The organism is Mangrovibacillus cuniculi, assembly GCF_015482585.1.
Lineage (GTDB): Bacteria > Bacillota > Bacilli > Bacillales > R1DC41 > Mangrovibacillus > Mangrovibacillus cuniculi.
The window spans coordinates 2,833,256-2,857,700 of the sequence record NZ_CP049742.1 but is presented as its reverse complement, the minus strand read 5'-3'; the positions used below and the strand labels follow the sequence as shown (position 1 = coordinate 2,857,700).

The following is a 24,445-nucleotide window of genomic DNA, read 5'->3' as shown; positions in this document are numbered from 1 at the left end:
ACTCGGCACCTCCTTGATTAGTAGTGATATCTTATTGCTCTTTTACTGATACAAGGTGTGATACCTTGTTGATCATTCCACGAGTAGAAGCATTATCTTCTAAAGCAACAGTTTGGTGAAGCTTACGAAGACCAAGAGCTTCAACCGTCTTACGTTGTTTCTCTGGACGACCGATCAGACTGCGAGTAAGGGTGATTTCTAATTTAGCCATCGTTATCCCTCCCTTAACCTAACAGTTCTTCTACTGATTTGCCACGTAATTTAGCAACATCCTCAGCACGTTTTAGTTGTTTTAAGCCTTCGATAGTAGCGCGTACCATGTTGATTGGTGTGTTTGTACCAAGAGATTTAGATAGAATATCAGATACTCCACCTAACTCAAGTACCGCACGTACTGGACCTCCAGCGATAACTCCTGTACCCTCAGAAGCATTCTTAAGAAGAATTTGACCTGCTCCAAAGCGGCCTACTACTTCATGAGGAATTGTTGTACCAACAACTGGTACTTCGATTAAGTTTTTCTTTGCATCTTCAATAGCTTTACGGATTGCTTCAGGTACCTCTTGAGCTTTACCAGTACCGAATCCTACGTGACCATTCTTGTCACCAACTACTACAAGAGCAGAGAAACGGAAACGACGACCACCTTTAACAACCTTCGCAACACGGTTGACGGTAACTACGCGTTCTTCAAGTTCTAGTTTGTTTGGATCGATGCGACGCATACTTTTCCCTCCTTTTTAATTAGAATTGTAAGCCGTTTTCACGAGCAGCTTCAGCTAATGCTTTAATACGTCCGTGGTATAAGTAACCTCCACGATCGAATACAACACCGCTTAATCCTTTTTCAACAGCACGAGTTGCAATTAGTTGACCTACTTTAGTAGCAGCTTCAAGGTTTCCAGTGCTTTCTAGACCGAAATCCTTCTCGAAAGAAGAAGCGCTAGCAAGGGTAACACCATTAACATCATCGATAAGTTGAGCGTAGATGTATTTGTTTGAACGGAATACGTTTAGACGTGGACGAGTAGCAGTTCCAAATAATTTAGAACGTACACGTGCGTGTCTCTTTTTACGAACTTTGTTCTTATCTTGCTTCGTAATCATTGGTTAGTCACTCCTTTCTGACTGCCTAGGCGGCGTTACTTACCTGTTTTACCTTCTTTACGACAAACGAATTCGCCTTCGTAACGGATACCTTTACCTTTATAAGGCTCTGGTGGACGAACGTCACGGATGTTTGCAGCAAGAGCACCAACGCGCTCTTTGTCAGTTCCTTTTACGATGATTTTCGTATTAGCTGGAACTTCTACTTCGATACCTGCTTCAGGCTCGATTTCTACTGGATGAGAATATCCAACGTTAAGAATTAGTTTAGTACCTTGTTTTTGTGCACGGTAACCGACACCAATAAGTTCTAATCCACGTTCAAAACCTTTAGATACACCTTCAACCATGTTTGATAAAAGAGCACGAGTAGTACCGTGTAAAGCACGGTGTTCTTTCGCATCAGACGGACGAGCAACAGTGATGATGTTCTCTTCAACTGTTACTGTGATGTCTGGATTAAAAGTACGAGTTAGTTCGCCTTTAGGGCCTTTTACTGTTACTGTAGATCCTTCTTGAACGATAGAAACGCCAGCAGGGATCTCAATTAGTTTTTTACCTACACGAGACATGAGTTTTGCACCTCCGTTCTTTTCTTAAATTATTACCAAACGTATGCTAGAACTTCTCCGCCAACTTGCTTAGCGCGAGCTTCTTTATCAGTTAAAACACCTTGTGAAGTAGACACAAGTGCTACTCCTAAACCGTTAAGTACGCGAGGTACTTCATCAGATTTCGCATAAACACGAAGACCTGGTTTAGAAATACGTTTTAATCCAGTGATTACACGTTCGTTGTTCACACCGTACTTCATGAAAATACGGATGATACCTTGTTTGTTATCTTCAACGTACTCAACATCGCGAACGAAACCTTCACGCTTAAGGATTTCAGCGATTTCTTTTTTAATATTAGAAGCCGGAATTTCTAGCTTCTCATGACGTACCATGTTCGCATTACGAATACGAGTAAGCATATCTGCAATTGGATCTGTCATAACCATTGAATTTACCTCCTTCCCGAGTGTGGGATATTACCAGCTTGCTTTCTTTACGCCAGGGATTTGACCCTTGTACGCTAATTCGCGGAAACAAATACGGCAAAGCTTAAATTTACGTAGTACTGAATGTGGACGTCCGCAACGCTCACAACGAGTGTACGCTTGTACATTAAACTTTGGAGTGCGCTTTTGCTTTGCAATCATTGATTTTTTAGCCACGATTTCGCCTCCCTTTATGATCGATTACTTTTGGAACGGCATTCCGATTTGAGTTAATAGTTCACGAGCTTCTTCATCAGTGTTAGCAGTTGTAACAATAACGATGTCCATACCACGAACTTTAGATACTTTATCGTAGTCGATCTCAGGGAAGATCAGCTGCTCTTTTACACCTAATGTGTAGTTTCCACGACCGTCGAAAGATTTCTTAGAAACCCCGCGGAAGTCACGTACACGTGGTAAAGATACTGTTACTAATTTGTCTAGGAATTCGTACATACGCTCGCCACGAAGTGTAACTTTCGCTCCGATAGGCATACCTTCACGAAGACGGAAACCAGCGATAGATTTTTTCGCACGAGTTACTAGTGGTTTTTGACCAGCGATCTGTGCTAATTCTTCCACTGCTACATCAAGAGCTTTTGCGTTTTGTACAGCGTCACCAATACCCATGTTGATAACGATTTTATCGATTTTTGGAACCTGCATAACTGATTCATAACCGAATTTAGTTACTAATGCAGGACTAATCTCTTTATTGAACTTTTCTTTTAGGCGGTTCATTTAAGGTACCTCCCTTCACAATTAACTATTTATCTAGAATTTCACCTGATTTTTTTGCTACACGAACCTTTTTACCGTCCTCGACTTTATACCCTACGCGAGTTGGTTCGTTTGTCTTTGGATCGATTACCATTACATTAGAAACATGAATTGCTGCCTCTTGAGTAAGAATTCCACCTTGTGGATTAAGCTGAGAAGGCTTGGAGTGCTTTTTAACAACATTTACACCTTCAACAAGTACACGGTCTTTTTTAGGGAAAGCAGCTAAAACTGTACCAGTTTTACCTTTGTCTTTTCCTGTGATAACCATGACTTTATCACCTTTTTTTACATGCATTTCGTTCGCACCTCCTTGGTTGCACAGTCAATTATATTAAAGAACTTCTGGAGCTAGAGAAACGATCTTCATGAAGTTGTTTTCACGTAATTCACGAGCAACTGGGCCGAAGATACGAGTTCCACGTGGGCTCTTATCGTCTTTGATGATGACACATGCGTTCTCATCGAACTTGATGTATGTTCCGTCTGTACGACGTGCGCCACTCTTTGTGCGTACTACAACAGCACGAACTACATCACCTTTTTTAACAACGCCACCTGGTGTTGCTTGTTTTACAGTACATACGATAATGTCACCGATGTTGGCAGTTTTACGGCCAGATCCACCTAGAACTTTAATCGTAAGAACTTCACGAGCACCAGAATTATCAGCTACTTTTAAGCGAGATTCCTGTTGAATCATCTACGTTACCTCCTTCCGGAATAAGCGTATATCCAGACTTTTATCATTAGATAATTACTGCTTTTTCAACTACTTCAACTAAACGGAAACGTTTTGTTGCAGATAGTGGGCGAGTTTCCATGATGCGTACTACATCACCGATCTTCGCAGTGTTTTGCTCATCATGAGCTTTGAACTTCTTAGAGTACTTTACACGTTTGCCGTAAAGTGAGTGTCTTTTGTAAGTTTCAACCATAACCGTTACTGTTTTATCCATTTTGTCGGATACAACACGGCCAGTGTAAACTTTACGTTGGTTACGTTCACTCATTGTGCAAACCTCCTCTCAATTATCGGTTGTTTACTCCAATCTCTCTTTCACGAATCACAGTTTTCATACGAGCGATCGCTTTGCGCACTTCACGAATACGAGCAGTGTTTTCAAGCTGACCAGTCGCTAATTGGAAGCGTAAGTTGAATAATTCTTCTTTAAGAGATTTTACCTTTTGTTCGATTTCAGCAGTGGTAAGTTCACGAATATCATTAGCTTTCATTTGATTCACCACCAATTTCTTCACGTTTTACAAACTTACATTTAACAGGAAGTTTGTGTGATGCAAGGCGAAGAGCTTCACGAGCGATCTCTTCAGAAACGCCAGCAACTTCGAACATGATCTTTCCAGGTTTAACAACAGCTACCCATCCTTCTGGAGCTCCTTTACCGGATCCCATACGTACTTCTAGAGGTTTTGCTGTATATGGCTTATGAGGGAAAATCTTAATCCAAACTTTACCGCCACGTTTCATGTAACGTGTCATCGCAATACGAGCAGACTCGATTTGACGGTTTGTGATCCAAGATGCCTCAAGTGATTGTAGACCAAATTCACCGAAAGAAACTTCAGTTCCGCCTTTCGCACGTCCACGCATCTTTCCGCGGTGTTCGCGACGGTACTTCACGCGTTTAGGTAATAACATGATTAGTTTCCTCCTTCCTCGGTTTTCTTCTTAGTTGGAAGGACTTCACCACGATAGATCCATACTTTAACGCCAAGCTTTCCATAAGTAGTATCAGCTTCAGCATGTGCATAATCGATGTCAGCACGAAGAGTATGAAGTGGTACAGTTCCTTCAGAGTAAGACTCAGAACGAGCAATATCTGCTCCGCCTAGACGACCAGATACCATTGTTTTAATTCCTTTTGCTCCAGCGCGCATTGCACGTTGAATTGTCTGCTTTTGAGCACGACGGAATGAAACACGGTTTTCTAATTGACGAGCAATGTTCTCAGCTACTAATTTTGCATCAACATCAGCGCGTTTGATTTCAACGATATTGATGTGAACTCGTTTGCTAGTTAACGCGTTAAGAGCTTTACGTAAAGCTTCCACTTCCGTACCACCTTTACCGATAACCATACCTGGTTTAGCAGTGTGGATAGTGATGTTAACACGGTTAGCAGCGCGTTCGATTTCTACTTTTGATACAGACGCGTCGTTTAAGCGTTTTGCAATATACTCACGAATTTTTAAGTCTTCGTGTAATAGATCTGCATAATCTTTTCCAGCGAACCATTTTGATTCCCAGTCACGAATAACGCCAACGCGTAGTCCTATTGGATGTACTTTTTGACCCACGGATTATCCCTCCTTCTTTTCTGATACCACTACAGTAATGTGGCTAGTGCGTTTGTTGATTGCGCTTGCGCGTCCCATAGCACGTGGACGGAAACGTTTAAGTGTTGGACCTTCGTTTACGAATGCCTCAGTCACAACTAGGTTATTAATATCCATTTCGTAGTTATGCTCTGCGTTCGCAACAGCAGATAATAACACTTTCTCTACGATTAGAGAAGCAGCTTTAGGCGTATGTTTTAAAATCGCAACTGCCTCACCTACTTGCTTACCTCGAATAAGATCAGCTACTAGTCGTGCTTTACGAGGAGCAATACGTACTGTTCTTGCAACAGCTTTTGCTTGCATCAGGATGCCCTCCTCTCAATTAACGTCTTGTTTTCTTATCGTCTGCACCATGGCCTCTATATGCACGTGTTGGTGCGAATTCACCAAGCTTGTGACCTACCATGTCTTCTGTTACGTATACAGGAACGTGTTTGCGTCCATCGTATACCGCAATTGTATGACCGATGAAATTAGGGAAAATTGTAGAACGGCGAGACCAAGTTTTGATAACTTGTTTCTTGCTTGCCTCATTCATTTTCTCTACTTTAACCATAAGATGATCATCGACAAATGGTCCTTTTTTTAAGCTACGACCCATTGTGGTACCTCCCTTCGTGTTTGCGCTACGGCTCTTCTGGAGAACCGTAGTTCAATCACGTTATTTTTTACGACGACGTACGATAAATTTATCGGACTTATTTTTCTTCTTACGAGTTTTGTATCCAAGAGTTGGTTTACCCCAAGGAGACATAGGTGACTTACGTCCGATTGGTGAACGTCCTTCACCACCACCGTGTGGATGGTCGTTAGGGTTCATTACAGATCCACGTACAGTTGGGCGTTTACCTAACCAACGAGAACGACCTGCTTTACCAATGTTGATAAGTTCATGTTGCTCGTTACCTACTTGACCTACAGTCGCGCGGCAAGTAGCAAGAATCATACGAACTTCACCAGAGTTTAAACGAACTAGTACGTATTTACCTTCTTTACCTAGTACTTGTGCAGAAGTACCAGCAGAACGTACTAATTGTCCACCCTTACCTGGTTTTAATTCGATGTTGTGAATAACTGTACCTACAGGGATGTTTGTAAGTGGTAAAGCATTACCTACTTTGATATCCGCGTCAGGACCAGACATAACCTCTTGTCCTACAGTTAATGTTTTTGGAGCTAAGATGTAACGCTTTTCACCGTCAGCGTAGTTAACTAACGCGATGTTAGCGGAACGGTTTGGATCATACTCGATTGTAGCAACGCGTCCTGGTATACCATCTTTGTTTCGTTTGAAATCAATGATACGGTATTGACGCTTGTGGCCACCACCTTGATGACGAACAGTAATTTTACCTTGGTTGTTACGGCCTGCTTTGTTCTTTAATGGAGCAAGCAATGATTTTTCCGGCTTATCAGTAGTGATTTCCGCAAAATCAGAAGTCGTCATATTACGACGGCCGTTTGTGGTTGGTTTATACTTTTTAATCGCCATGTGTTTTCCCTCCTCTTCTTATTTTAAAGTGAATTACATTTCGAATAAGTCGATTGTTTTGCTATCAGCCGTTAATTTAACGATAGCTTTACGACGCTTGTTTGTATAGCCACCGAAGCGACCCATGCGCTTAAATTTACCTTTGTAGTTCATGATGTTAACTTTCTCAACTTTTACATCAAAGATTTGCTCTACAGCATCTTTAACTTGAGTTTTGTTAGCACGAAGATCAACTTCAAAAGTGAATTTATTTTCGCTCATTAAGTCAGTGGAACGCTCAGTAATAACGGGGCGCTTAATGATATCACGTACATCCATTATCCTAGAACCTCCTCTACTTTTTGAACAGCAGCTTTTGTCATAACAAGGTTGTTGTGACCAAGAACATCAAGAACGTTAATTCCTTCAGCTGGAACAACAGTTACACCTGGGATATTACGAGCAGAAAGTGCTACATTCTGATCTAGACCATCTGTAACGATTAAAGTCTTTTTCTCAAGAGATAGACCTTTTAATACGTTTACGAAGTCTTTTGTTTTTGGTGCATCAAATGCAAGACCTTCTAGTACAACTAGATTTTGATCTAACACCTTGCTTGATAATGCTGATTTAATTGCTAAACGACGAACTTTCTTTGGTAGTTTGTAGCTATAGCTACGTGGAACAGGACCGAATACTGTACCACCACCACGCCATTGTGGAGAACGGATAGAACCTTGACGCGCACGTCCAGTTCCTTTTTGGCGCCATGGCTTACGACCACCACCAGCTACTTCAGAGCGGCCTTTTACTTTGTGGTTACCTTGACGTAAAGAAGCACGTTGCATAACTACTGCTTCGAATAATACGGCTTGGTTAGGTTCGATACCAAATACAGATCCATTAAGTTCGATTTCTCCAACTTGAGAACCAGTTTGGTTAAATAACGCTACTTTCGGCATTCCTGTTTTCCTCCTTTCTCAGTATGAAAATTAGTTAGATTTTACAGCTTTTGCAACTTTGATTAGAGCTTTTTTCGCACCAGGTACGTTTCCGCTAACTAATAAAAGGTTACGTTCTGTATCAACTTTAACGATTTTTAGGTTTTGGATTGTCTTTTGTTCTCCACCCATGCGTCCTGGTAACAATTTGTTCTTGAACACGCGGTTTGGAGCTACAGGTCCCATAGAACCTACGCGACGGTGGTAACGAGAACCGTGGGACATTGGTCCACGAGACTGTCCGTGACGCTTAATAGCACCAGCAAATCCTTTACCTTTTGTAATTCCAGTTACGTCTACTAATTCGCCTTCTGCGAAAATATCAACCTTGACTTCTTGACCAAGCTCGAATTCTCCTTCTGCGCTGCGGATCTCACGAATGAAGCGCTTAGGAGCAGTGTTTGCTTTAGCAACGTGACCTTGTTCTGGTTTGTTAGAAAGCTTCTCACGCTTATCTTCAAAACCTAACTGAATAGCTTCGTAGCCGTCAGTGTCAACAGACTTCTTTTGAAGAACAACGTTTGGAGTAGCTTGGATAACTGTAACAGGGATTAAATCACCGTTCTCAGCGAACACTTGAGTCATACCGATTTTTCTTCCTAAGATTCCTTTGGTCATGAGTCACACCTCCTGTAAAAATTAAATTCTATTATAATTTGATTTCGATATCTACACCTGATGGTAGGTCTAAACGCATTAGTGAATCAACTGTTTGTGGAGTTGGGTTCACGATATCGATTAAGCGTTTATGTGTACGCATCTCGAATTGCTCACGAGAATCTTTGTACTTATGCACCGCACGTAAGATTGTGTAAACAGATTTTTCAGTTGGTAGTGGGATTGGACCCGATACTGCCGCACCTGAACGTTTAGCTGTTTCTACAATTTTCTCAGCAGATTGATCTAGAATACGGTGATCATATGCTTTTAAACGAATGCGAATCTTTTGTTTTGCCATTATTTTCCCTCCTTTTTCGCCTATTTCAATATAGACATTCTCCACGAAAATTTTCCGATCACTCGCCATGGCAAAGCGGCCGGGTGTGTCGGTAACCTCTCGCTTCATCGCAGTCAAAGACCAACATTGTCTATTATACATAAAGCCCAGTAGTATTTCAAGTGTTTCTTGAATATTTAACTGTCTTTAGCGCACTCTTGTAATTATAAAAAATATGAAGGTTAAATGCAACCCATTTAAGAGAAGTCTGCCAATTCAAATTTAGAGGATAATCATACGTATTCTGAGCAATATATATATAGAAGAAAGGTGGTGATTATATGCAAATGCCTAAAAATGCACGTGGCTATGTCCAAGACTCATGCACTTCACTAAACGAAGCCGTATCCTGTTTACAAAACGCGCTTAACACTGTTGAAAAAGATCAGAATCGAACACAAATTGAGCAATCTCTTCAACAAGTTCAACAAGCTCTTCAAACATGTAGTAGCACTTCAAACTCTCTAGAAGCACAATAAGCTATTACATAAAGGAGCCCCCTTGCTTCATTAAAAGCAAGGGGCTTTTATTGTTACTATAGTTTTTCAAAGAAGCTTGAATTACTCATTTGCTATTTTACTATGTATAACCTTGAGCATACAAAACTGTTCGTTGATATAATCTTTTATTAGAATTTTATAGACATAAAACTTCGTGGAGATTTGATCCCTTTTCTAAGTTGTTGTTGATCGCAAAACAGTAAAAAAGCTATCCGATAAATCGGATAGCTTTTTTTATATCACTATTACTCAGTGATTGTAGCAACAACGCCAGCACCAACAGTACGTCCACCCTCACGGATAGAGAACTTAGTACCTTCTTCGATAGCGATTGGAGCGATTAGCTCAACAGTCATCTCGATGTTGTCACCAGGCATAACCATTTCTACACCTTCAGGAAGGTTACAGATACCAGTTACGTCAGTTGTACGGAAGTAGAACTGAGGACGGTAGTTTGTGAAGAAAGGAGTGTGACGTCCACCCTCTTCTTTAGAAAGTACATAAACCTCAGCTTTGAATTTAGTGTGTGGAGTGATTGTTCCTGGCTTAGCAAGAACTTGTCCACGTTGGATGTCTTCACGAGATACACCACGAAGTAGTGCACCGATGTTGTCTCCAGCTTCTGCATAATCAAGAAGCTTACGGAACATTTCAACTCCAGTTACAGTAGTTGATTTAGACTCTTCAGCTAAACCGATGATGTCGATAACGTCACCAACTTTAACTTGTCCACGCTCAACACGACCTGTAGCAACAGTTCCACGACCAGTGATTGAGAATACGTCCTCAACTGGCATCATGAAAGGCTTGTCAGTTTCACGAGGTGGTGTTGGGATGTACTCGTCAACTGCGTTCATAAGTTCAACGATTTTTTCTTCCCAAGCAGCGTCACCTTCTAGTGCTTTAAGAGCAGAACCTTTGATTACTGGTACATCGTCTCCAGGGAAATCGTAGTCAGATAGTAGATCACGAACTTCCATTTCAACTAGTTCTAGTAACTCTTCGTCGTCTACCATGTCACATTTGTTCATGAATACAACTAGGTAAGGAACACCTACTTGACGAGAAAGAAGGATGTGCTCACGAGTTTGTGGCATTGGACCATCAGCAGCAGATACTACTAAGATACCGCCGTCCATTTGTGCAGCTCCAGTGATCATGTTTTTAACGTAGTCAGCATGTCCTGGGCAGTCAACGTGTGCATAGTGACGAGTATCAGTTTCATACTCAACGTGTGCAGTAGAGATTGTGATACCACGCTCTCTTTCTTCTGGTGCTGCGTCGATCATATCATACGCCATTGCAGCGCCTTTACCGCTACGCTTAGCTAGTACAGTTGTAATAGCAGCTGTTAAAGTTGTTTTACCGTGGTCAACGTGTCCAATTGTACCGATATTGGCATGTGTTTTGGAACGATCGAATTTCTCTTTACCCATTATAAATTCCTCCTTCAAATAGTAGAAATAGTATAGTTACGGAGCTAGATTCAGTGGGTCTGAATCTAGCATCCAATGCTTCCAATGATAGTTATACTTTATTAAAGACGATAAATCAATTATTCGCCTTTATTTTTTTTGATGATTTCTTCAGAAATAGACTTTGGTACTTCTTCATAATGATCGAAGTGCATGGAGTAGTTTCCACGTCCTTGCGTATTAGAACGAAGTGAAGTCGCATATCCGAACATTTCAGATAGTGGAACAAACGCTTTAACTAATTGAGCGTTACCGCGTGCTTCCATACCTTCAACGCGTCCACGACGAGACGTTACATCACCCATGATATCCCCAAGGTATTCTTCAGGGATAACAACTTCTACTTTCATAACCGGCTCAAGAAGAGCTGGTTGACACTTAGAAACTGCGTTTTTAAGAGCCATAGAAGCTGCGATTTTGAAGGCCATTTCAGAGGAGTCAACATCATGGTATGAACCATCGAATAGTTTAGCCTTGATGTCTACCATAGGGTAACCAGCAAGTACTCCATTTTTCATAGCGTCTTCAAGACCTGCTTGTACTGGTGCGATGAATTCACGAGGAACAGATCCCCCAACAACAGCGTTTTCGAATTCGAATCCTTTTCCTTCTTCGTTAGGAGAGAATTCAATCCAAACGTGTCCGAATTGTCCACGTCCACCAGATTGACGAGCAAACTTACCTTCCACTTTTGCAGAACCACGGAAAGTTTCACGGTAAGATACTTGAGGAGCACCAACATTAGCTTCAACTTTGAATTCGCGACGCATACGGTCAACGATGATATCTAAGTGAAGTTCACCCATACCTGCGATGATAACTTGTCCAGTCTCTTCGTCAGTACGAACACGGAATGTAGGATCTTCCTCTTGTAGTTTTTGAAGTGCAGTAGTCATTTTATCTTGGTCTGCTTTAGACTTAGGCTCAACAGATAGAGAGATTACTGGCTCTGGGAAAGTCATAGACTCTAAGATAACCAGGTTTTTCTCGTCACATAATGTGTCACCAGTTGTAGTGTCTTTAAGACCTACAGCAGCCGCGATATCTCCTGCGTATACTTCAGAAATCTCTTCACGAGAGTTAGCATGCATTTGTAGGATACGTCCTACACGCTCACGCTTACCTTTCGTAGAGTTCTGAACGTATGATCCAGCAGAAAGTACACCAGAGTAAACACGGAAGAATGTTAACTTACCAACATAAGGGTCAGTCATAACTTTGAATGCAAGAGCAGCAAATGGCTCTTCATCGCTAGACGTACGAGTAACAGGCTCTTCAGTATCTGGTAATGTACCTTTAATAGCTGGTACATCAGTTGGAGCTGGAAGATATTCAATAACTGCATCTAGCATTTTTTGAACACCTTTGTTTTTGAAAGCAGAACCAACAAGAACTGGATAGAACTCGATGCTTAGAGTCGCTTTACGAATACCAGCTTTAAGCTCTTCGTTAGAGATCTCTTCTCCACCAAGGTACTTTTCCATTAATTCTTCGTCAAGTTCAGCTACAGCTTCAATTAGTTTCTCACGGTATTCAACAGCTAGATCCATGTGCTCTTCAGGGATTTCACGGTCTTGAATATCCGTACCAAGGTCGTTTCCGTAGAAAGTAGCTTTCATTTCCACAAGGTCAATGATTGCTTCGAACTCATCCTCTGCACCAATTGGTAATTGGATTGGGTGTGCGTTCGCTTGTAAACGGTCATGTAACGTTCCTACTGAGTATAGGAAGTCAGCTCCCATTTTATCCATCTTGTTTACGAATACGATACGAGGTACTCCGTAAGAAGTAGCTTGACGCCATACAGTTTCTGTTTGTGGCTCAACACCAGATTGAGCATCTAGTACAGCAACTGCTCCATCAAGTACACGAAGAGAACGTTCAACCTCAACTGTGAAGTCTACGTGTCCAGGTGTATCGATGATATTTACACGGTGATCTTTCCAAGAAGCTGTTGTTGCAGCAGAAGTGATTGTGATTCCACGCTCTTGCTCTTGCTCCATCCAGTCCATTTGAGATGCACCTTCATGAGTTTCACCGATTTTATGAATACGACCAGTATAGTAAAGAATACGTTCTGTAGTAGTCGTTTTACCAGCATCGATATGGGCCATGATTCCAATGTTACGTGTTTTCTGTAATGAAAACTCTCTAGCCATGTCGTCAATCTCCTTCCTATTATGGAGTATATTAAAAAATTACCAACGATAGTGAGCGAACGCTTTGTTTGCTTCCGCCATTTTGTGAGTGTCTTCACGTTTCTTAACTGCAGAACCAGTGTTGTTAGCTGCATCAAGAATTTCGTTAGCTAGACGCTCTTCCATCGTTTTTTCACCACGAAGGCGAGAGTAGTTAACTAACCAACGAAGACCAAGAGTTGTACGACGATCAGGACGTACCTCAACTGGTACTTGGTAGTTTGCTCCACCAACACGGCGTGCACGTACTTCAAGTACAGGCATGATATTTTTTAAAGCTTGATCAAAAACTTCCATAGCATCTTTACCACTACGTTCTGAAACGATATCAAAAGCTGCATATAGAATCTTTTGAGATGTACCACGCTTTCCATCAATCATCATTTTGTTGATTAAGCGTGTTACAAGTTTTGAGTTATACATAGGATCTGGTAATACGTCACGTTTTGCAACAGGACCTTTACGAGGCATGTAAGTTCCTCCTTTCGAAATTTAAGTTTTTATTATTACTTCTTAGCTGCTTTAGGGCGCTTAGTTCCGTATTTAGAACGGCTTTGCATACGGCTGTCTACACCAGCTGTATCAAGAGCACCACGTACGATGTGATAACGTACCCCTGGTAAATCCTTTACACGTCCGCCACGGATAAGAACAACACTGTGCTCTTGTAGGTTGTGACCGATACCAGGAATATAAGCTGTTACCTCGATTTGGTTCGTTAAACGAACACGAGCATATTTACGAAGAGCCGAGTTTGGTTTCTTCGGTGTCATCGTACCTACACGAGTACATACTCCACGTTTTTGAGGAGATGAAACGTCAGTTTGCTCTTTCTTGAAGCTGTTGTAACCTTTGTTAAGTGCTGGTGATTTAGAGTTATACACCTTTGACTTACGAGGTTTACGAACTAATTGGTTAATAGTTGGCATTTGAAATGTCCTCCCTTCGACTTTCTTTAAGCCCACACATCCAGGTGGTTCATTTTAAAACAAAAACAAAGTCTTTATAGCTTTCTACTATAAAAACATGTTAACGAGTTATGGCGACTGTTGTAGCTCCGATATCAATACCGGCAACTTCTCCGAGCGTGTCCATTGAATTAACTGTAGAAATAGGAACTTTATGAAGTTCTGCTACTTCTATAATCTTCTTTGCAACAAGTGGATCAGCATCTAAGGCAACAACAACCTCTAGAACACTCCCTGATTTCAGAGCTTTCAATGTTTGTTTTGTTCCTATGATTTTACGTTTAGCCTGCGCTACTTTTTCATAAGACATAATCATATCCTCCAAAGTAATAACAGGATGCTAAATAGGAGCAACCTTAAGTATATTATCATCTGAAGATACCTATGTCAACACACACTAAAAAATATTCATAATAATTGCCGGGAGATCCTCCCGGCAATTATTACTTTTTATTCCACAGTAACTGTTTCTTCTTGCGGAGCTACAGGAACTGCGCGACGATAACGCTGCATTCCAGTACCAGCTGGAACTAGCTTACCGATAATAACATTTTCTTTAAGACCAAGTAATTCATCACGTTTACCTTTAATCGCTGCATCAGTAAGGACACGAGTAGTTTCCTGGAATGATGCTGCTGATAAGAAGGAATCCGTCTCTAGAGACGCTTTTGTGATACCAAGGATTACAGGTCTTGCCGTTGCAGGCATTTTGCCTTCCAGAAGTACTTTCTGGTTAGCATCAGTAAACTGATGGATATCAAGCAGAGATCCCGGTAATACATCAGTATCTCCAGCTTCGATAACACGTACTTTACGAAGCATTTGGCGAACCATTACCTCTACGTGCTTATCTCCAATTTCTACCCCTTGCATACGGTATACTTTTTGAACTTCGCGTAGTAAGTACTCTTGTACAGAGGATACATCACGAACTTTAAGTAACTCTTTTGGATCGATAGAACCTTCAGAGATTACTTGACCAGTTTCAATACGGTCATTCATAGATACTTTTAGACGAGCATTATATGGAGCCAAGTATGTGCGTGTTTCCACTTCACCTTGTACTACCACTTCTTGTTGGCGTTCACGAACTTCGTTAATCGCTACAACAACACCCTCAATTTCCGAGATAACCGCTTGACCTTTAGGGTTACGCGCTTCGAAAATCTCTTGGATACGCGGAAGACCTTGAGTAATATCGTCTCCAGCAACTCCACCTGTATGGAACGTACGCATCGTTAACTGAGTACCTGGCTCACCGATAGATTGGGCAGCGATGATACCAACTGCTTCTCCCACTTCCACTTGTTGACCAGTTGCAAGGTTACGACCATAACACTTCTTACATACACCATGACGTGTATTACAAGTGAATACAGAACGAATCCATACTTTTTCTACTCCAGCTTCAATGATAATCGTAGCAATATCTTCTGTGATTAACTCGTTACGAGCAATAATTACTTCACCAGTTTCAGGGTGTTTAACAGTTTTTTGAGAATAACGACCAATTAGACGCTCTTCTAGTGGTTCAATAATTTCTGTTCCTTCTTTAATTGAACCAATATGAAGCCCTCTATCTGTACCACAATCTTCTTGACGTACAATAACATCTTGCGCAACGTCTACAAGACGACGAGTCAGGTAACCTGAATCGGCAGTTTTCAGGGCTGTATCGGCAAGACCTTTACGAGCACCATGTGTAGAGATGAAGTATTCAAGTACTGTTAGACCTTCACGGAAACTTGATTTGATTGGTAACTCAATGATACGACCAGCCGGATTGGCCATTAGACCACGCATACCAGCTAGCTGCGTAAAGTTAGATGCGTTACCACGGGCTCCGGAATCACTCATCATAAAGATTGGATTTCGTTTATCCAAGGATTTCATTAGTAATCCTTGAATTGTATCTTTCGCTGCACTCCACACAGAGATTACACGATCATATCGCTCTTCTTCTGTAATTAGACCACGGCGGAATTGTTTTAGAACGTTATCTACTTTCGCTTGCGCTTCTTTTAGAATGTGTTCTTTTTCACCTAGAACTACGATATCGGCTACACCAACCGTGATACCGGCTTTTGTAGAGTATTTGAAACCAAGATCCTTCATTTTGTCTAGCATTTTAGACGTTTCAGAGATCTTGAACTTTTTAAATACTTCAGCGATGATATCTCCAAACATTTTCTTCTTGAATGGTGGGATTTCATCTACACCTTTGAAGTACTCCTTCACATCTGTAGAAGGTGATACGAAATACTTTTCAGGTGTTGCTTCTTCTAGGTTTGTTTTTGTAGGTTCATTCATGAACGGGAACGTATTCGGTAAGATTTCATTGAATACGATCTTACCAACAGTTGTCACTAACAGCTGCTTGTTTTGCTCTTCTGTAAATGTCAAGTTTCCTAGACTACCTGCTGCGATCGCAACACGTGTGTGAAGGTGAACATAACCATTTTGATAAGCAAGAATAGCTTCGTTAGCATCTTTAAAGACAGTACCTTCTCCGTTAGACCCTGCACGTTCCATCGTTAAGTAATAGTTACCTAGAACCATATCCTGAGATGGAGTAACTACTGGTTTACCATCTTTCGGGTTAAGGATGTTTTGTGCAGCTAACATTAGAAGACGAGCCTCTGCTTGTGCTTCTGCAGATAGAGGTACGTGAACAGCCATTTGGTCACCATCAAAGTCAGCATTGTAAGCTGTACATACTAGCGGATGAAGACGGATTGCACGTCCTTCTACTAGAGTTGGTTCAAATGCCTGGATACCAAGTCTGTGAAGCGTTGGTGCGCGGTTAAGTAAAACTGGGTGTTCACGGATTACGTTTTCTAATACATCCCAAACTTCCGGTTGAACACGTTCAATTTTACGCTTTGCACTCTTAATGTTGTGCGCTAATCCACGCTCAACTAATTCTTTCATAACGAAAGGTTTAAATAACTCTAACGCCATTTCTTTCGGTAAACCACATTGATACATTTTTAAGTTTGGACCTACTACGATAACGGAACGACCAGAATAGTCTACACGTTTACCAAGTAAATTTTGACGGAAACGACCTTGTTTACCTTTTAGCATATGAGATAGAGATTTTAATGGACGGTTACCAGGACCTGTAACAGGGCGACCACGACGACCATTATCGATTAACGCATCTACAGCTTCTTGTAGCATACGTTTTTCGTTTTGTACGATGATGCTAGGAGCACCAAGATCCAATAGTCTTTTTAGACGATTGTTACGGTTGATAACTCGACGATATAGATCATTTAAATCGGAAGTCGCAAAACGACCGCCGTCTAATTGAACCATTGGACGTAGTTCTGGTGGAATAACCGGAAGAACATCTAAGATCATCCAATCAGGATCGTTGCCTGAATGACGGAAAGACTCTAATACTTCAAGACGCTTAATCGCACGAGTACGACGTTGTCCTTGCGCAGTTTTAAGCTCTTCTTTTAGGAAGTCTACTTCTTTATCTAAATCAATATCTTGTAGAAGCTTTTTAATTGCTTCTGCACCCATCGCAGCTTGGAACTTAGTCCCATACTTTTCACGATATGCACGGTATTCTTTTTCTGATAGCAGCTGTTTCTTTTCTAAAGCTGTATCAGCTGCATCCGTAACTACATAAGAAGCGAAGTATATAACTTCTTCTAATGCACGAGGAGACATATCTAGAACAAGTCCCATTCGACTTGGAATACCTTTGAAGTACCAAATGTGGGATACAGGAGCTGCTAACTCAATATGTCCCATACGTTCACGACGAACTTTCGCACGAGTTACTTCTACTCCACAACGGTCACAAACTACGCCTTTATAACGAACGCGTTTGTATTTACCACAGTGACATTCCCAGTCTTTCTGAGGGCCGAAAATACGCTCACAGAACAAACCATCTTTCTCTGGCTTAAGCGTACGATAGTTGATTGTTTCTGGCTTTTTCACCTCACCGAATGACCAAGAACGAATCTTGTCAGGTGAAGCTAAACCAATCTTCATGTACTCGAAATTATTAACATCTAGCAAGGGGCCAACCTCCCTTTTTCTATCTGGTTTTGATGCGCTTATACGCAACCATGAAGCGAATTATATATATACAGAAAAGAACAGTAAGCCGCACCTCTCTATGTAGCTGTCGGCTTACTGATTACAAGTTTACTCTTTCATTCCAACTGGCTCAGATACTTCTTCACGATCACCAGCAAGGTTAAGTGTATCCGCATCTTGTTGCTCATCATCTTCTGTGTCGCGAAGTTCAATTTCTTGTTCATCGCTTGTTAACATCTTAACGTCCATACCTAAACTTTGAAGCTCTTTAATCAATACTTTGAATGATTCAGGAACTCCTGGTTCAGGAACGTTTTCACCTTTAACAATTGCTTCGTATGTTTTCACACGTCCAACAACGTCATCGGATTTAACTGTTAAGATTTCTTGTAGTGTATATGCAGCACCGTACGCTTCTAGTGCCCATACCTCCATCTCACCAAAACGCTGTCCACCAAATTGCGCTTTACCACCAAGTGGTTGTTGCGTAACTAGTGAATATGGTCCTGTAGAACGAGCATGTAGTTTGTCATCAACCATGTGAGCAAGTTTGATCATATACATAACTCCAACAGATACACGGTTATCGAACGGTTCACCCGTACGGCCATCGTATAGGACTGTTTTCGCATCACGTGACATTCCTGCTTCTTCAATCGTTGACCAAACATCTTCTTCTCGCGCACCATCGAATACCGGTGAAGCAACATGAATACCTAGGTAGCGTGCAGCCATTCCTAAGTGTAACTCAAGCACCTGACCGATGTTCATACGTGAAGGTACCCCTAGTGGGTTTAACATGATATCGATTGGCGTACCATCTGGTAGATACGGCATATCTTCTTCTGGCATGATACGAGAGATAACACCTTTGTTACCATGTCGTCCGGCCATTTTATCTCCTTCAGAGATCTTACGTTTCTGAACGATATATACGCGCACTAATTGGTTAACACCTGGAGGAAGCTCATCTCCATCTTCACGATTAAAGACTTTTACATCCAATACGATTCCACCACCACCATGTGGTACACGTAATGACGTATCACGAACTTCACGAGCTTTTTCTCCGAAGATTGCATGTAGAAGACGTTCTTCTGCTGTTAATTCCGTAACACCTTTAGGAGTTACCTTACCAACTAATAGATCACCATCTTTTACTTCTGCTCCAACACGGATGATTCCGCGCTCATCTAAGTTACGAAGCGCATCTTCCCCTACATTAGGGATATCACGTGTAATTTCTTCAGGTCCTAGCTTCGTATCACGAGACTCAGACTCATACTCTTCAATATGAATAGATGTGTATACATCGTCTTTTACTAAGCGCTCGCTCATGATAATCGCATCTTCGTAGTTATAACCTTCCCAAGTCATAAATCCTACTAATACGTTACGACCTAGAGCCAATTCACCTTTTTCCATTGAAGGACCATCTGCAAGGATTTCACCTTTAACCACTCTATCTCCAGTGCTAACGATAGGACGTTGGTTATAACATGTACCTTGGTTGGAACGGATGAATTTTTGCATACGGTAACGATCTAAGTTACCTTTTACTTCTTGACCATCTACAATTTCAATGCGTCTAACCGACACTTCGTTTGCTTGAACATGCTCAACAATACCTTCATGCTTACAGATTACTGCAGCACCAGAGTCTTTTGCAGATACATACTCCATACCAGTTCCAACAATAGGTGCTTCTGGATTTAATAGAGGTACTGCTTGTCGTTGCATGTTCGCTCCCATTAGCGCACGGTTGGAGTCATCGTTTTCTAAGAACGGGATACAAGCTGTTGCTGCAGATACTACCTGTTTAGGAGATACGTCCATGTAGTCAACGCGTTCTCTTTTAACAACAGTGTTTTCTCCACGGAAACGAGCTACGATGTTCTCATCAAGGAATGATCCATCTTCACCTAGACGAGCATTTGCCTGTGCAACTACATAGTTATCTTCTTCATCAGCTGTTAAGTAATCAAATTTATCTAGTACTTTACCTGTGTCTGGATCAACACGACGATAAGGTGTTTCAATAAACCCGAAGCGATTAACCTTTGCGAATGAAGATAATGAGTTGATTAGACCAATGTTTGGTCCCTCAGGTGTTTCAATTGGGCACATACGACCATAGTGAGAATAATGAACGTCACGTACTTCGAATCCAGCACGTTCACGTGTTAAACCACCTGGTCCTAATGCTGATAGACGACGCTTATGCGTTAATTCTGCTAATGGATTCGTTTGATCCATGAACTGAGATAACTGCGAACTACCAAAGAACTCTTTAATAGAAGCAATTACAGGTCTAATATTAATTAACTGTTGTGGTGTAATAGTAGCTGTGTCTTGGATAGACATACGCTCACGTACTACACGCTCCATACGAGAAAGTCCAATTCTGAACTGATTTTGTAGAAGCTCTCCTACTGAACGTAGACGACGGTTACCTAAGTGGTCAATATCATCCGTATCTCCAACCTCATGTAGTAAGTTGAAGAAGTATGAGATAGAAGAAATGATATCAGCTGGTGTGACATTTTTCACTTCTTCGTCAATGAAGGCATTACCAATAACATTGATAGCTTTTTCGCCTTCTTCATTCGGAGCGAAGATTTTAATAGATTGAAGAGTTACATCGTCTTCTAATACACCTGCAACAGGAGTAAGAGATTTGAAGTTAACCCCTTCTTCTAATTTAGGAATCAATTTATCTAAAGTACGACGATCTAACGTTGTACCTTTTTCACATAGAATCTCACCAGTCTCAGGATCCACTAACGTTTCTGCAAGAGTTTGGTTAAATAGGCGATTCTTAATATGAAGCTTTTTGTTCATCTTGTAACGACCAACGTTTGCTAAGTCATAGCGTTTTGGGTCAAAGAAGCGTGAGATTAATAGGCTCTTTGCGCTTTCTACTGTAGGTGGCTCACCTGGACGTAGACGCTCATAGATTTCAAGTAACGCTTTTTCTGTACTTTCCGTATTATCTTTTTCAAGTGTATTACGGATGTACTCGTTATCTCCTATTAAATCAATGATCTCTTGATCACTACCAAAACCTAAAGCACGTAACAACACGGTAACTGGTAGTTTACGTGTACGGTCAATACGAACATATACTACATCTTTTGCATCCGTTTCGTACTCTAACCAAGCACCACGGTTTGGAATTACAGTAGCTGTATAGCCACGTTTTCCGTTTTTATCAATTTTTCCACTAAAGTACACACTTGGAGAACGAACCAACTGAGATACGATAACACGTTCTGCTCCGTTAATAACGAATGTACCCGTTTCTGTCATTAGTGGGAAATCTCCCATAAAGACATCTTGATCTTTAACTTCGCCTGTTTCTTTGTTAACAAGACGAACCTTTACGCGAAGTGGAGCCGAGAACGTAACATCACGTTCTTTTGATTCTTCCACTGAATACTTCGGATCACCTAAACTATAATCGATGAACTCTAATGAAAGATTTCCAGTAAAGTCTTCGATCGGTGAAATGTCACGGAACATTTCACGTAAACCTTCTTCTAAGAACCAATCATACGAAGCGGTTTGGATTTCAATTAGATTTGGTAATTCTAAGACTTCACTGATGCGCGCAAAACTTCTACGTTGGCGGTGTCGTCCATACTGAACAAGTTGACCTGTCAACTGATTCACCCCTCAAATCATACGTTTTGAATGCGTCTATATGCTTCAATATCGAAGCAAAAAAGAAAAAGGGTTTCATTATGTAAAACCACATTTTCAAATGACGGACTATGTTTGTTATAGTTTTTCCAATATAGCCTCGTATTATACATAGAACTTAAAGAAGGCATAATACCGGAATTTAATATATTGGCATTTTATAATACTAACATAGGCACATTACTCCGTCAACTTTTTCTATTGACAAATAGATAGATTTGCAGTATACGGCTACTTGATTGCTTTTACAATCCAATAACCTTTCACTTTTTCTACAACTTCTACTTCTTTAAATAAACTTTCTAACTTTTCTACTGTGGAAGGTGCTCCTTGCTTCTTTTGAATTACCACCCACAACTCTCCATTCTCTATCAATCGATCATACGACTGTTCATAAATAGAATGAACGATATCTTTACCTGCCCTTATAGGAGGATTGGTCACGATTGCAGCAACAGAAGGAGCTATTATTTCCGCAAGTCGATCACTTTCATAAATTCGCACGTTACTGATTCCATTTAACTCTGCATTTTGTTTAGATAACAAAATAGCGCGTTGATTGACATCTACCATATGGATTGTACGTGAAGGCATGCTTGACGCTAGAGATAAACCGATAGGCCCATAGCCACATCCAACATCAATAATAGCTCCTTCTATTTCCGGCTCTTCAAAAGTATCTATTAATACCCTTGACCCAAAATCTACTTCTTTCTTTGAAAACACACCAGCATCAGTTGTAAAAGTGAAATCTTTTCCCATTAAGTTAAAAGTAAAACTTTGAGGTTTGCTCTCCACATCTGGTTTAGAAGTATAATAGTGACTCATTGTAAAACCTCCGTAAAAAGAGTAGAAAAAACCCGCTTTATTCAAGCGGGTTTTTAGTTCAAAGTAGAATTACTTAACTTCTACGCTAGCGCCAACTTCTTCAAGTTTACCTTTAAGCTCTTCAGCTTCTTCTTTAGAGATGCCTTCTTTAAGAGCTTTAGGAGTGTTATCAACAAGTTCTTTCGCTTCTTTAAGACCTAGGCCTGTGATTTCACGAACAACTTTGATAACTTTGATCTTTTGAGCACCAGCGTTAGCAAGTACTAGATCAAACTCAGTTTGTTCTGCAGCAGCGTCGCCACCAGCAGCGCCACCCATTACTGCTACAGGTGCAGCAGCTGTTACTCCGAATTCTTCTTCGATTGCTTTAACAAGATCGTTTAGCTCAAGAACTGTCATAGTCTTGATTGCTTCGATGATTTGTTCTTTAGTCATGATTAGTTCCTCCTTAAAATAGTTAAAATAGTTTTTTAGGATGCTTTACGAGATTCGTAAGCGATTAAGCGCCTTGCTCTTCTTTTTGATCTGCAACTGCTTTCGTTGCAAGGGCAACATTGCGCATTGGTGCTTGTAGTACGCTGAGTAGCATAGAAAGTAGACCTTCGCGAGACGGTAGTTCCGCAAGAGCTTTAACTTCTTCTACTGTAGCAACGTTTCCTTCAATTACACCAGCTTTGATTTCAAGAGCTTCGTTTTTCTTAGCGAAATCGTTAAGAATTTTAGCAGGAGCAACAACATCTTCTGTAGAGAATGCAATTGCGTTTGGTCCTGTAAGTACTTCATTTAAGCCTTCAAGACCTGCTGCTTCAGCTGCACGGCGAGTCATCGTGTTCTTGTAAACCTTGAACTCGATTCCAGCTTCGCGAAGTTGCTTACGAAGTTCTGTAACTTGCGCAACAGTTAGTCCACGGTAGTCAACTACAACTGTAGATACGCTAGCTTTAAACTGTTCAGTAATGTCAGAAACTAATTGTTTTTTCGTTTCAATTACACTGCTCATCATGACACCTCCTATTAGAATGGTTGATGAACATTTATACCGACTCAATGGAAAACCTCCATATCTATAAGACATGGAGGCATCACGAATAACAGTTTCCTGTTATATATATCGTCATGACCTCGGTAGGAAATTAAGCTTGTAAGCCCCTACTGTCTACGGTACAAATGTTTAATTAGCACAACAGAATCTACAATACAGTAAATTCGAGATCATGTCAACACTAATATTACTTAGCGTTGAAAGATGAAGCGTCAACCTTAACACCAGGGCTCATAGTTGAAGTAACAGTGATGTTCTTCATGTATGTTCCTTTAGCTGCAGAAGGCTTAGCTTTTAATAGAGTTTCAAAGATTGTTTGGAAGTTTTCCGCTAACTTGTCGTTATCGAAAGAAATCTTTCCGATTGGCGCGTGTACGTTACCAGTTTTATCAGCGCGGTATTCTACTTTACCCGCTTTGATTTCTTTAACTGCTTTGTCTACGTCAAATGTAACTGTACCTGTCTTAGGGTTTGGCATTAAGCCTTTAGGTCCTAATACGCGTCCAAGTTTACCAACTTCACCCATCATGTCAGGAGTTGCAACGATTACATCGAAATCGAACCAACCTTGTTGGATTTTTGAGATATATTCTGCATCGCCTACATAGTCTGCTCCAGCTGCTTCAGCTTCTTTAAGCTTCTCACCTTTAGCGAAAACTAGTACACGTTGAGTTTTACCAGTACCGTTTGGTAATACTACCGCTCCACGAATCTGTTGATCGTTTTTACGAGTATCTACTCCAAGACGGAAAGCAACCTCTACAGTTGCGTCGAACTTAGCGAAGTTCGTCTTTTTAACTAATTCAATCGCCTCTTCTACTGAGTAAGTAGTAGTACGATCTACTAATTTTGATGCTTCTAGGAATTTTTTCCCGTGTTTTGCCATTGTAATTTCCTCCTAGTTTGTGGTT

At 41.0% G+C, this 24,445-nt stretch carries 32 protein-coding genes and 1 other annotated feature; of the genes, 1 reads left to right on the top strand and 31 read right to left on the bottom strand.

What is annotated here, in order from left to right:
• Positions 1–31 precede the first annotated feature (31 nt).
• Genes rpmD through rpsJ form a run of 20 tightly spaced genes read right to left on the bottom strand, consistent with a single transcriptional unit; the run spans position 32 to position 8,720 of the window.
• Positions 32–211, bottom strand: a complete 180-nt coding sequence (gene rpmD / locus G8O30_RS14475) for a 50S ribosomal protein L30 (RefSeq protein ID WP_239672733.1) — start codon at positions 209–211, stop codon at positions 32–34.
• A 13-nt stretch (positions 212–224) separates the two neighbouring features.
• Positions 225–725, bottom strand: coding sequence for a 30S ribosomal protein S5 (gene rpsE / locus G8O30_RS14470; RefSeq protein WP_239672732.1), 501 nt, complete (start codon positions 723–725; stop codon positions 225–227).
• Positions 726–744: 19 nt separating this feature from the next.
• Positions 745–1,107 (bottom strand): 50S ribosomal protein L18, encoded by a 363-nt coding sequence (rplR, locus tag G8O30_RS14465; RefSeq protein WP_239672731.1) that lies wholly within the window; start codon positions 1,105–1,107, stop codon positions 745–747.
• Positions 1,108–1,142: 35 nt separating this feature from the next.
• A complete protein-coding gene (gene rplF / locus G8O30_RS14460) occupies positions 1,143–1,679 on the bottom strand; it encodes a 50S ribosomal protein L6 (RefSeq protein WP_239672730.1) in 537 nt (178 codons plus the stop codon).
• Between the two features lie 32 nt (positions 1,680–1,711).
• Positions 1,712–2,110, bottom strand: coding sequence for a 30S ribosomal protein S8 (gene rpsH, locus G8O30_RS14455; protein WP_239672729.1), 399 nt, complete (start codon positions 2,108–2,110; stop codon positions 1,712–1,714).
• A gap of 30 nt (positions 2,111–2,140) precedes the next feature.
• Entirely contained in the window at positions 2,141–2,326 is a 186-nt protein-coding gene (locus tag G8O30_RS14450) for a type Z 30S ribosomal protein S14 (protein ID WP_239672728.1), read from the bottom strand.
• Positions 2,327–2,350: 24 nt separating this feature from the next.
• A complete protein-coding gene (gene rplE, locus G8O30_RS14445) occupies positions 2,351–2,890 on the bottom strand; it encodes a 50S ribosomal protein L5 (protein WP_239672727.1) in 540 nt (179 codons plus the stop codon).
• 25 nt (positions 2,891–2,915) lie between these two features.
• Positions 2,916–3,227: a 50S ribosomal protein L24 gene (gene rplX, locus G8O30_RS14440; protein WP_239672726.1), complete on the bottom strand. Its 312-nt coding sequence runs from the start codon at positions 3,225–3,227 to the stop codon at positions 2,916–2,918.
• 36 nt (positions 3,228–3,263) lie between these two features.
• Positions 3,264–3,632: a 50S ribosomal protein L14 gene (gene rplN, locus G8O30_RS14435; protein WP_239672725.1), complete on the bottom strand. Its 369-nt coding sequence runs from the start codon at positions 3,630–3,632 to the stop codon at positions 3,264–3,266.
• A gap of 46 nt (positions 3,633–3,678) precedes the next feature.
• Positions 3,679–3,942: a 30S ribosomal protein S17 gene (gene rpsQ / locus G8O30_RS14430; RefSeq protein WP_239672724.1), complete on the bottom strand. Its 264-nt coding sequence runs from the start codon at positions 3,940–3,942 to the stop codon at positions 3,679–3,681.
• A 19-nt stretch (positions 3,943–3,961) separates the two neighbouring features.
• Positions 3,962–4,165: a 50S ribosomal protein L29 gene (gene rpmC / locus G8O30_RS14425; protein ID WP_239672723.1), complete on the bottom strand. Its 204-nt coding sequence runs from the start codon at positions 4,163–4,165 to the stop codon at positions 3,962–3,964.
• Entirely contained in the window at positions 4,155–4,589 is a 435-nt protein-coding gene (rplP, locus tag G8O30_RS14420; RefSeq protein WP_239672722.1) for a 50S ribosomal protein L16, read from the bottom strand. The genes rpmC and rplP overlap by 11 nt, the downstream gene beginning before the upstream one ends.
• Positions 4,590–4,591: 2 nt before the next feature.
• Complete coding sequence (gene rpsC, locus G8O30_RS14415; protein WP_239672721.1) at positions 4,592–5,248, bottom strand: 30S ribosomal protein S3; 657 nt, start codon at positions 5,246–5,248, stop codon at positions 4,592–4,594.
• 3 nt (positions 5,249–5,251) lie between these two features.
• Positions 5,252–5,593 carry a 50S ribosomal protein L22 gene (rplV, locus tag G8O30_RS14410; RefSeq protein WP_239672720.1) on the bottom strand — a complete coding sequence of 114 codons (342 nt, stop codon included), beginning with the start codon at positions 5,591–5,593 and terminating at the stop codon, positions 5,252–5,254.
• A gap of 19 nt (positions 5,594–5,612) precedes the next feature.
• Positions 5,613–5,891, bottom strand: coding sequence for a 30S ribosomal protein S19 (rpsS, locus tag G8O30_RS14405; RefSeq protein ID WP_239672719.1), 279 nt, complete (start codon positions 5,889–5,891; stop codon positions 5,613–5,615).
• Between the two features lie 60 nt (positions 5,892–5,951).
• Positions 5,952–6,782 (bottom strand): 50S ribosomal protein L2, encoded by an 831-nt coding sequence (gene rplB / locus G8O30_RS14400; RefSeq protein WP_239672718.1) that lies wholly within the window; start codon positions 6,780–6,782, stop codon positions 5,952–5,954.
• A gap of 33 nt (positions 6,783–6,815) precedes the next feature.
• A complete protein-coding gene (rplW, locus tag G8O30_RS14395; protein WP_239672717.1) occupies positions 6,816–7,100 on the bottom strand; it encodes a 50S ribosomal protein L23 in 285 nt (94 codons plus the stop codon).
• On the bottom strand, positions 7,100–7,723 hold the full coding sequence (rplD, locus tag G8O30_RS14390; protein ID WP_239672716.1) for a 50S ribosomal protein L4: 624 nt from the start codon (positions 7,721–7,723) through the stop codon (positions 7,100–7,102). Before rplD ends, rplW begins: the two co-directional genes overlap by 1 nt.
• A 30-nt stretch (positions 7,724–7,753) precedes the next feature.
• Positions 7,754–8,380 (bottom strand): 50S ribosomal protein L3, encoded by a 627-nt coding sequence (rplC, locus tag G8O30_RS14385; RefSeq protein WP_239672715.1) that lies wholly within the window; start codon positions 8,378–8,380, stop codon positions 7,754–7,756.
• 31 nt (positions 8,381–8,411) lie between these two features.
• Positions 8,412–8,720 carry a 30S ribosomal protein S10 gene (rpsJ, locus tag G8O30_RS14380; RefSeq protein WP_003354783.1) on the bottom strand — a complete coding sequence of 103 codons (309 nt, stop codon included), beginning with the start codon at positions 8,718–8,720 and terminating at the stop codon, positions 8,412–8,414.
• Positions 8,721–9,046: 326 nt separating this feature from the next.
• Between rpsJ and G8O30_RS14375 the strand changes: the two genes are divergently transcribed.
• Entirely contained in the window at positions 9,047–9,238 is a 192-nt protein-coding gene (locus G8O30_RS14375) for a hypothetical protein (protein ID WP_239674573.1), read from the top strand.
• A 266-nt stretch (positions 9,239–9,504) separates the two neighbouring features.
• Here G8O30_RS14375 and tuf read toward each other — a convergent pair whose 3' ends face one another.
• From tuf to rplA, 11 genes are all read right to left on the bottom strand, one after another.
• A complete protein-coding gene (tuf, locus tag G8O30_RS14370) occupies positions 9,505–10,695 on the bottom strand; it encodes an elongation factor Tu (protein ID WP_239672714.1) in 1,191 nt (396 codons plus the stop codon).
• A 119-nt stretch (positions 10,696–10,814) separates the two neighbouring features.
• Positions 10,815–12,893 (bottom strand): elongation factor G, encoded by a 2,079-nt coding sequence (gene fusA / locus G8O30_RS14365; protein ID WP_239672713.1) that lies wholly within the window; start codon positions 12,891–12,893, stop codon positions 10,815–10,817.
• A gap of 39 nt (positions 12,894–12,932) precedes the next feature.
• The gene (rpsG, locus tag G8O30_RS14360; protein ID WP_239672712.1) at positions 12,933–13,403 is read right to left on the bottom strand and encodes a 30S ribosomal protein S7; all 471 of its coding nucleotides are present in this window, start codon (positions 13,401–13,403) and stop codon (positions 12,933–12,935) included.
• Positions 13,404–13,438: 35 nt separating this feature from the next.
• Positions 13,439–13,861, bottom strand: a complete 423-nt coding sequence (gene rpsL / locus G8O30_RS14355) for a 30S ribosomal protein S12 (protein WP_239672711.1) — start codon at positions 13,859–13,861, stop codon at positions 13,439–13,441.
• Between the two features lie 100 nt (positions 13,862–13,961).
• Positions 13,962–14,210: a ribosomal L7Ae/L30e/S12e/Gadd45 family protein gene (locus G8O30_RS14350; protein ID WP_239672710.1), complete on the bottom strand. Its 249-nt coding sequence runs from the start codon at positions 14,208–14,210 to the stop codon at positions 13,962–13,964.
• Between the two features lie 140 nt (positions 14,211–14,350).
• Positions 14,351–17,941 carry a DNA-directed RNA polymerase subunit beta' gene (gene rpoC, locus G8O30_RS14345; protein WP_239672709.1) on the bottom strand — a complete coding sequence of 1,197 codons (3,591 nt, stop codon included), beginning with the start codon at positions 17,939–17,941 and terminating at the stop codon, positions 14,351–14,353.
• A gap of 129 nt (positions 17,942–18,070) precedes the next feature.
• Positions 18,071–21,625 (bottom strand): DNA-directed RNA polymerase subunit beta, encoded by a 3,555-nt coding sequence (rpoB, locus tag G8O30_RS14340; protein WP_239672708.1) that lies wholly within the window; start codon positions 21,623–21,625, stop codon positions 18,071–18,073.
• 270 nt (positions 21,626–21,895) lie between these two features.
• Positions 21,896–22,492, bottom strand: a complete 597-nt coding sequence (locus tag G8O30_RS14335; protein ID WP_239672707.1) for a class I SAM-dependent methyltransferase — start codon at positions 22,490–22,492, stop codon at positions 21,896–21,898.
• A 69-nt stretch (positions 22,493–22,561) separates the two neighbouring features.
• Positions 22,562–22,927, bottom strand: coding sequence for a 50S ribosomal protein L7/L12 (rplL, locus tag G8O30_RS14330; RefSeq protein ID WP_239672706.1), 366 nt, complete (start codon positions 22,925–22,927; stop codon positions 22,562–22,564).
• 64 nt (positions 22,928–22,991) lie between these two features.
• A complete protein-coding gene (gene rplJ, locus G8O30_RS14325; protein ID WP_239674572.1) occupies positions 22,992–23,492 on the bottom strand; it encodes a 50S ribosomal protein L10 in 501 nt (166 codons plus the stop codon).
• 40 nt (positions 23,493–23,532) lie between these two features.
• Positions 23,533–23,672: a sequence feature (ribosomal protein L10 leader region), on the bottom strand.
• Between the two features lie 49 nt (positions 23,673–23,721).
• The gene (rplA, locus tag G8O30_RS14320) at positions 23,722–24,420 is read right to left on the bottom strand and encodes a 50S ribosomal protein L1 (RefSeq protein WP_239672705.1); all 699 of its coding nucleotides are present in this window, start codon (positions 24,418–24,420) and stop codon (positions 23,722–23,724) included.
• Between the last annotated feature and the right edge of the window lie 25 nt (positions 24,421–24,445).

What these genes read in the sequence shown, in the direction of transcription:
- rpmD (WP_239672733.1), bottom strand. Translation starts at nt 211, where the DNA reads ATGGCTAAATTAGAAATCACCCTTACTCGCAGTCTGATCGGTCGTCCA.
- rpsE (WP_239672732.1), bottom strand. Translation starts at nt 725, where the DNA reads ATGCGTCGCATCGATCCAAACAAACTAGAACTTGAAGAACGCGTAGTT.
- rplR (WP_239672731.1), bottom strand. Translation starts at nt 1,107, where the DNA reads ATGATTACGAAGCAAGATAAGAACAAAGTTCGTAAAAAGAGACACGCA.
- rplF (WP_239672730.1), bottom strand. Translation starts at nt 1,679, where the DNA reads ATGTCTCGTGTAGGTAAAAAACTAATTGAGATCCCTGCTGGCGTTTCT.
- rpsH (WP_239672729.1), bottom strand. Translation starts at nt 2,110, where the DNA reads ATGGTTATGACAGATCCAATTGCAGATATGCTTACTCGTATTCGTAAT.
- rplE (WP_239672727.1), bottom strand. Translation starts at nt 2,890, where the DNA reads ATGAACCGCCTAAAAGAAAAGTTCAATAAAGAGATTAGTCCTGCATTA.
- rplX (WP_239672726.1), bottom strand. Translation starts at nt 3,227, where the DNA reads ATGCATGTAAAAAAAGGTGATAAAGTCATGGTTATCACAGGAAAAGAC.
- rplN (WP_239672725.1), bottom strand. Translation starts at nt 3,632, where the DNA reads ATGATTCAACAGGAATCTCGCTTAAAAGTAGCTGATAATTCTGGTGCT.
- rpsQ (WP_239672724.1), bottom strand. Translation starts at nt 3,942, where the DNA reads ATGAGTGAACGTAACCAACGTAAAGTTTACACTGGCCGTGTTGTATCC.
- rpmC (WP_239672723.1), bottom strand. Translation starts at nt 4,165, where the DNA reads ATGAAAGCTAATGATATTCGTGAACTTACCACTGCTGAAATCGAACAA.
- rplP (WP_239672722.1), bottom strand. Translation starts at nt 4,589, where the DNA reads ATGTTATTACCTAAACGCGTGAAGTACCGTCGCGAACACCGCGGAAAG.
- rplV (WP_239672720.1), bottom strand. Translation starts at nt 5,593, where the DNA reads ATGCAAGCAAAAGCTGTTGCAAGAACAGTACGTATTGCTCCTCGTAAA.
- rpsS (WP_239672719.1), bottom strand. Translation starts at nt 5,891, where the DNA reads ATGGGTCGTAGCTTAAAAAAAGGACCATTTGTCGATGATCATCTTATG.
- rplB (WP_239672718.1), bottom strand. Translation starts at nt 6,782, where the DNA reads ATGGCGATTAAAAAGTATAAACCAACCACAAACGGCCGTCGTAATATG.
- rplW (WP_239672717.1), bottom strand. Translation starts at nt 7,100, where the DNA reads ATGGATGTACGTGATATCATTAAGCGCCCCGTTATTACTGAGCGTTCC.
- rplD (WP_239672716.1), bottom strand. Translation starts at nt 7,723, where the DNA reads ATGCCGAAAGTAGCGTTATTTAACCAAACTGGTTCTCAAGTTGGAGAA.
- rplC (WP_239672715.1), bottom strand. Translation starts at nt 8,380, where the DNA reads ATGACCAAAGGAATCTTAGGAAGAAAAATCGGTATGACTCAAGTGTTC.
- rpsJ (WP_003354783.1), bottom strand. Translation starts at nt 8,720, where the DNA reads ATGGCAAAACAAAAGATTCGCATTCGTTTAAAAGCATATGATCACCGT.
- G8O30_RS14375 (WP_239674573.1), top strand. Translation starts at nt 9,047, where the DNA reads ATGCCTAAAAATGCACGTGGCTATGTCCAAGACTCATGCACTTCACTA.
- tuf (WP_239672714.1), bottom strand. Translation starts at nt 10,695, where the DNA reads ATGGGTAAAGAGAAATTCGATCGTTCCAAAACACATGCCAATATCGGT.
- fusA (WP_239672713.1), bottom strand. Translation starts at nt 12,893, where the DNA reads ATGGCTAGAGAGTTTTCATTACAGAAAACACGTAACATTGGAATCATG.
- rpsG (WP_239672712.1), bottom strand. Translation starts at nt 13,403, where the DNA reads ATGCCTCGTAAAGGTCCTGTTGCAAAACGTGACGTATTACCAGATCCT.
- rpsL (WP_239672711.1), bottom strand. Translation starts at nt 13,861, where the DNA reads ATGCCAACTATTAACCAATTAGTTCGTAAACCTCGTAAGTCAAAGGTG.
- G8O30_RS14350 (WP_239672710.1), bottom strand. Translation starts at nt 14,210, where the DNA reads ATGTCTTATGAAAAAGTAGCGCAGGCTAAACGTAAAATCATAGGAACA.
- G8O30_RS14335 (WP_239672707.1), bottom strand. Translation starts at nt 22,492, where the DNA reads ATGAGTCACTATTATACTTCTAAACCAGATGTGGAGAGCAAACCTCAA.
- rplL (WP_239672706.1), bottom strand. Translation starts at nt 22,927, where the DNA reads ATGACTAAAGAACAAATCATCGAAGCAATCAAGACTATGACAGTTCTT.
- rplJ (WP_239674572.1), bottom strand. Translation starts at nt 23,492, where the DNA reads ATGAGCAGTGTAATTGAAACGAAAAAACAATTAGTTTCTGACATTACT.
- rplA (WP_239672705.1), bottom strand. Translation starts at nt 24,420, where the DNA reads ATGGCAAAACACGGGAAAAAATTCCTAGAAGCATCAAAATTAGTAGAT.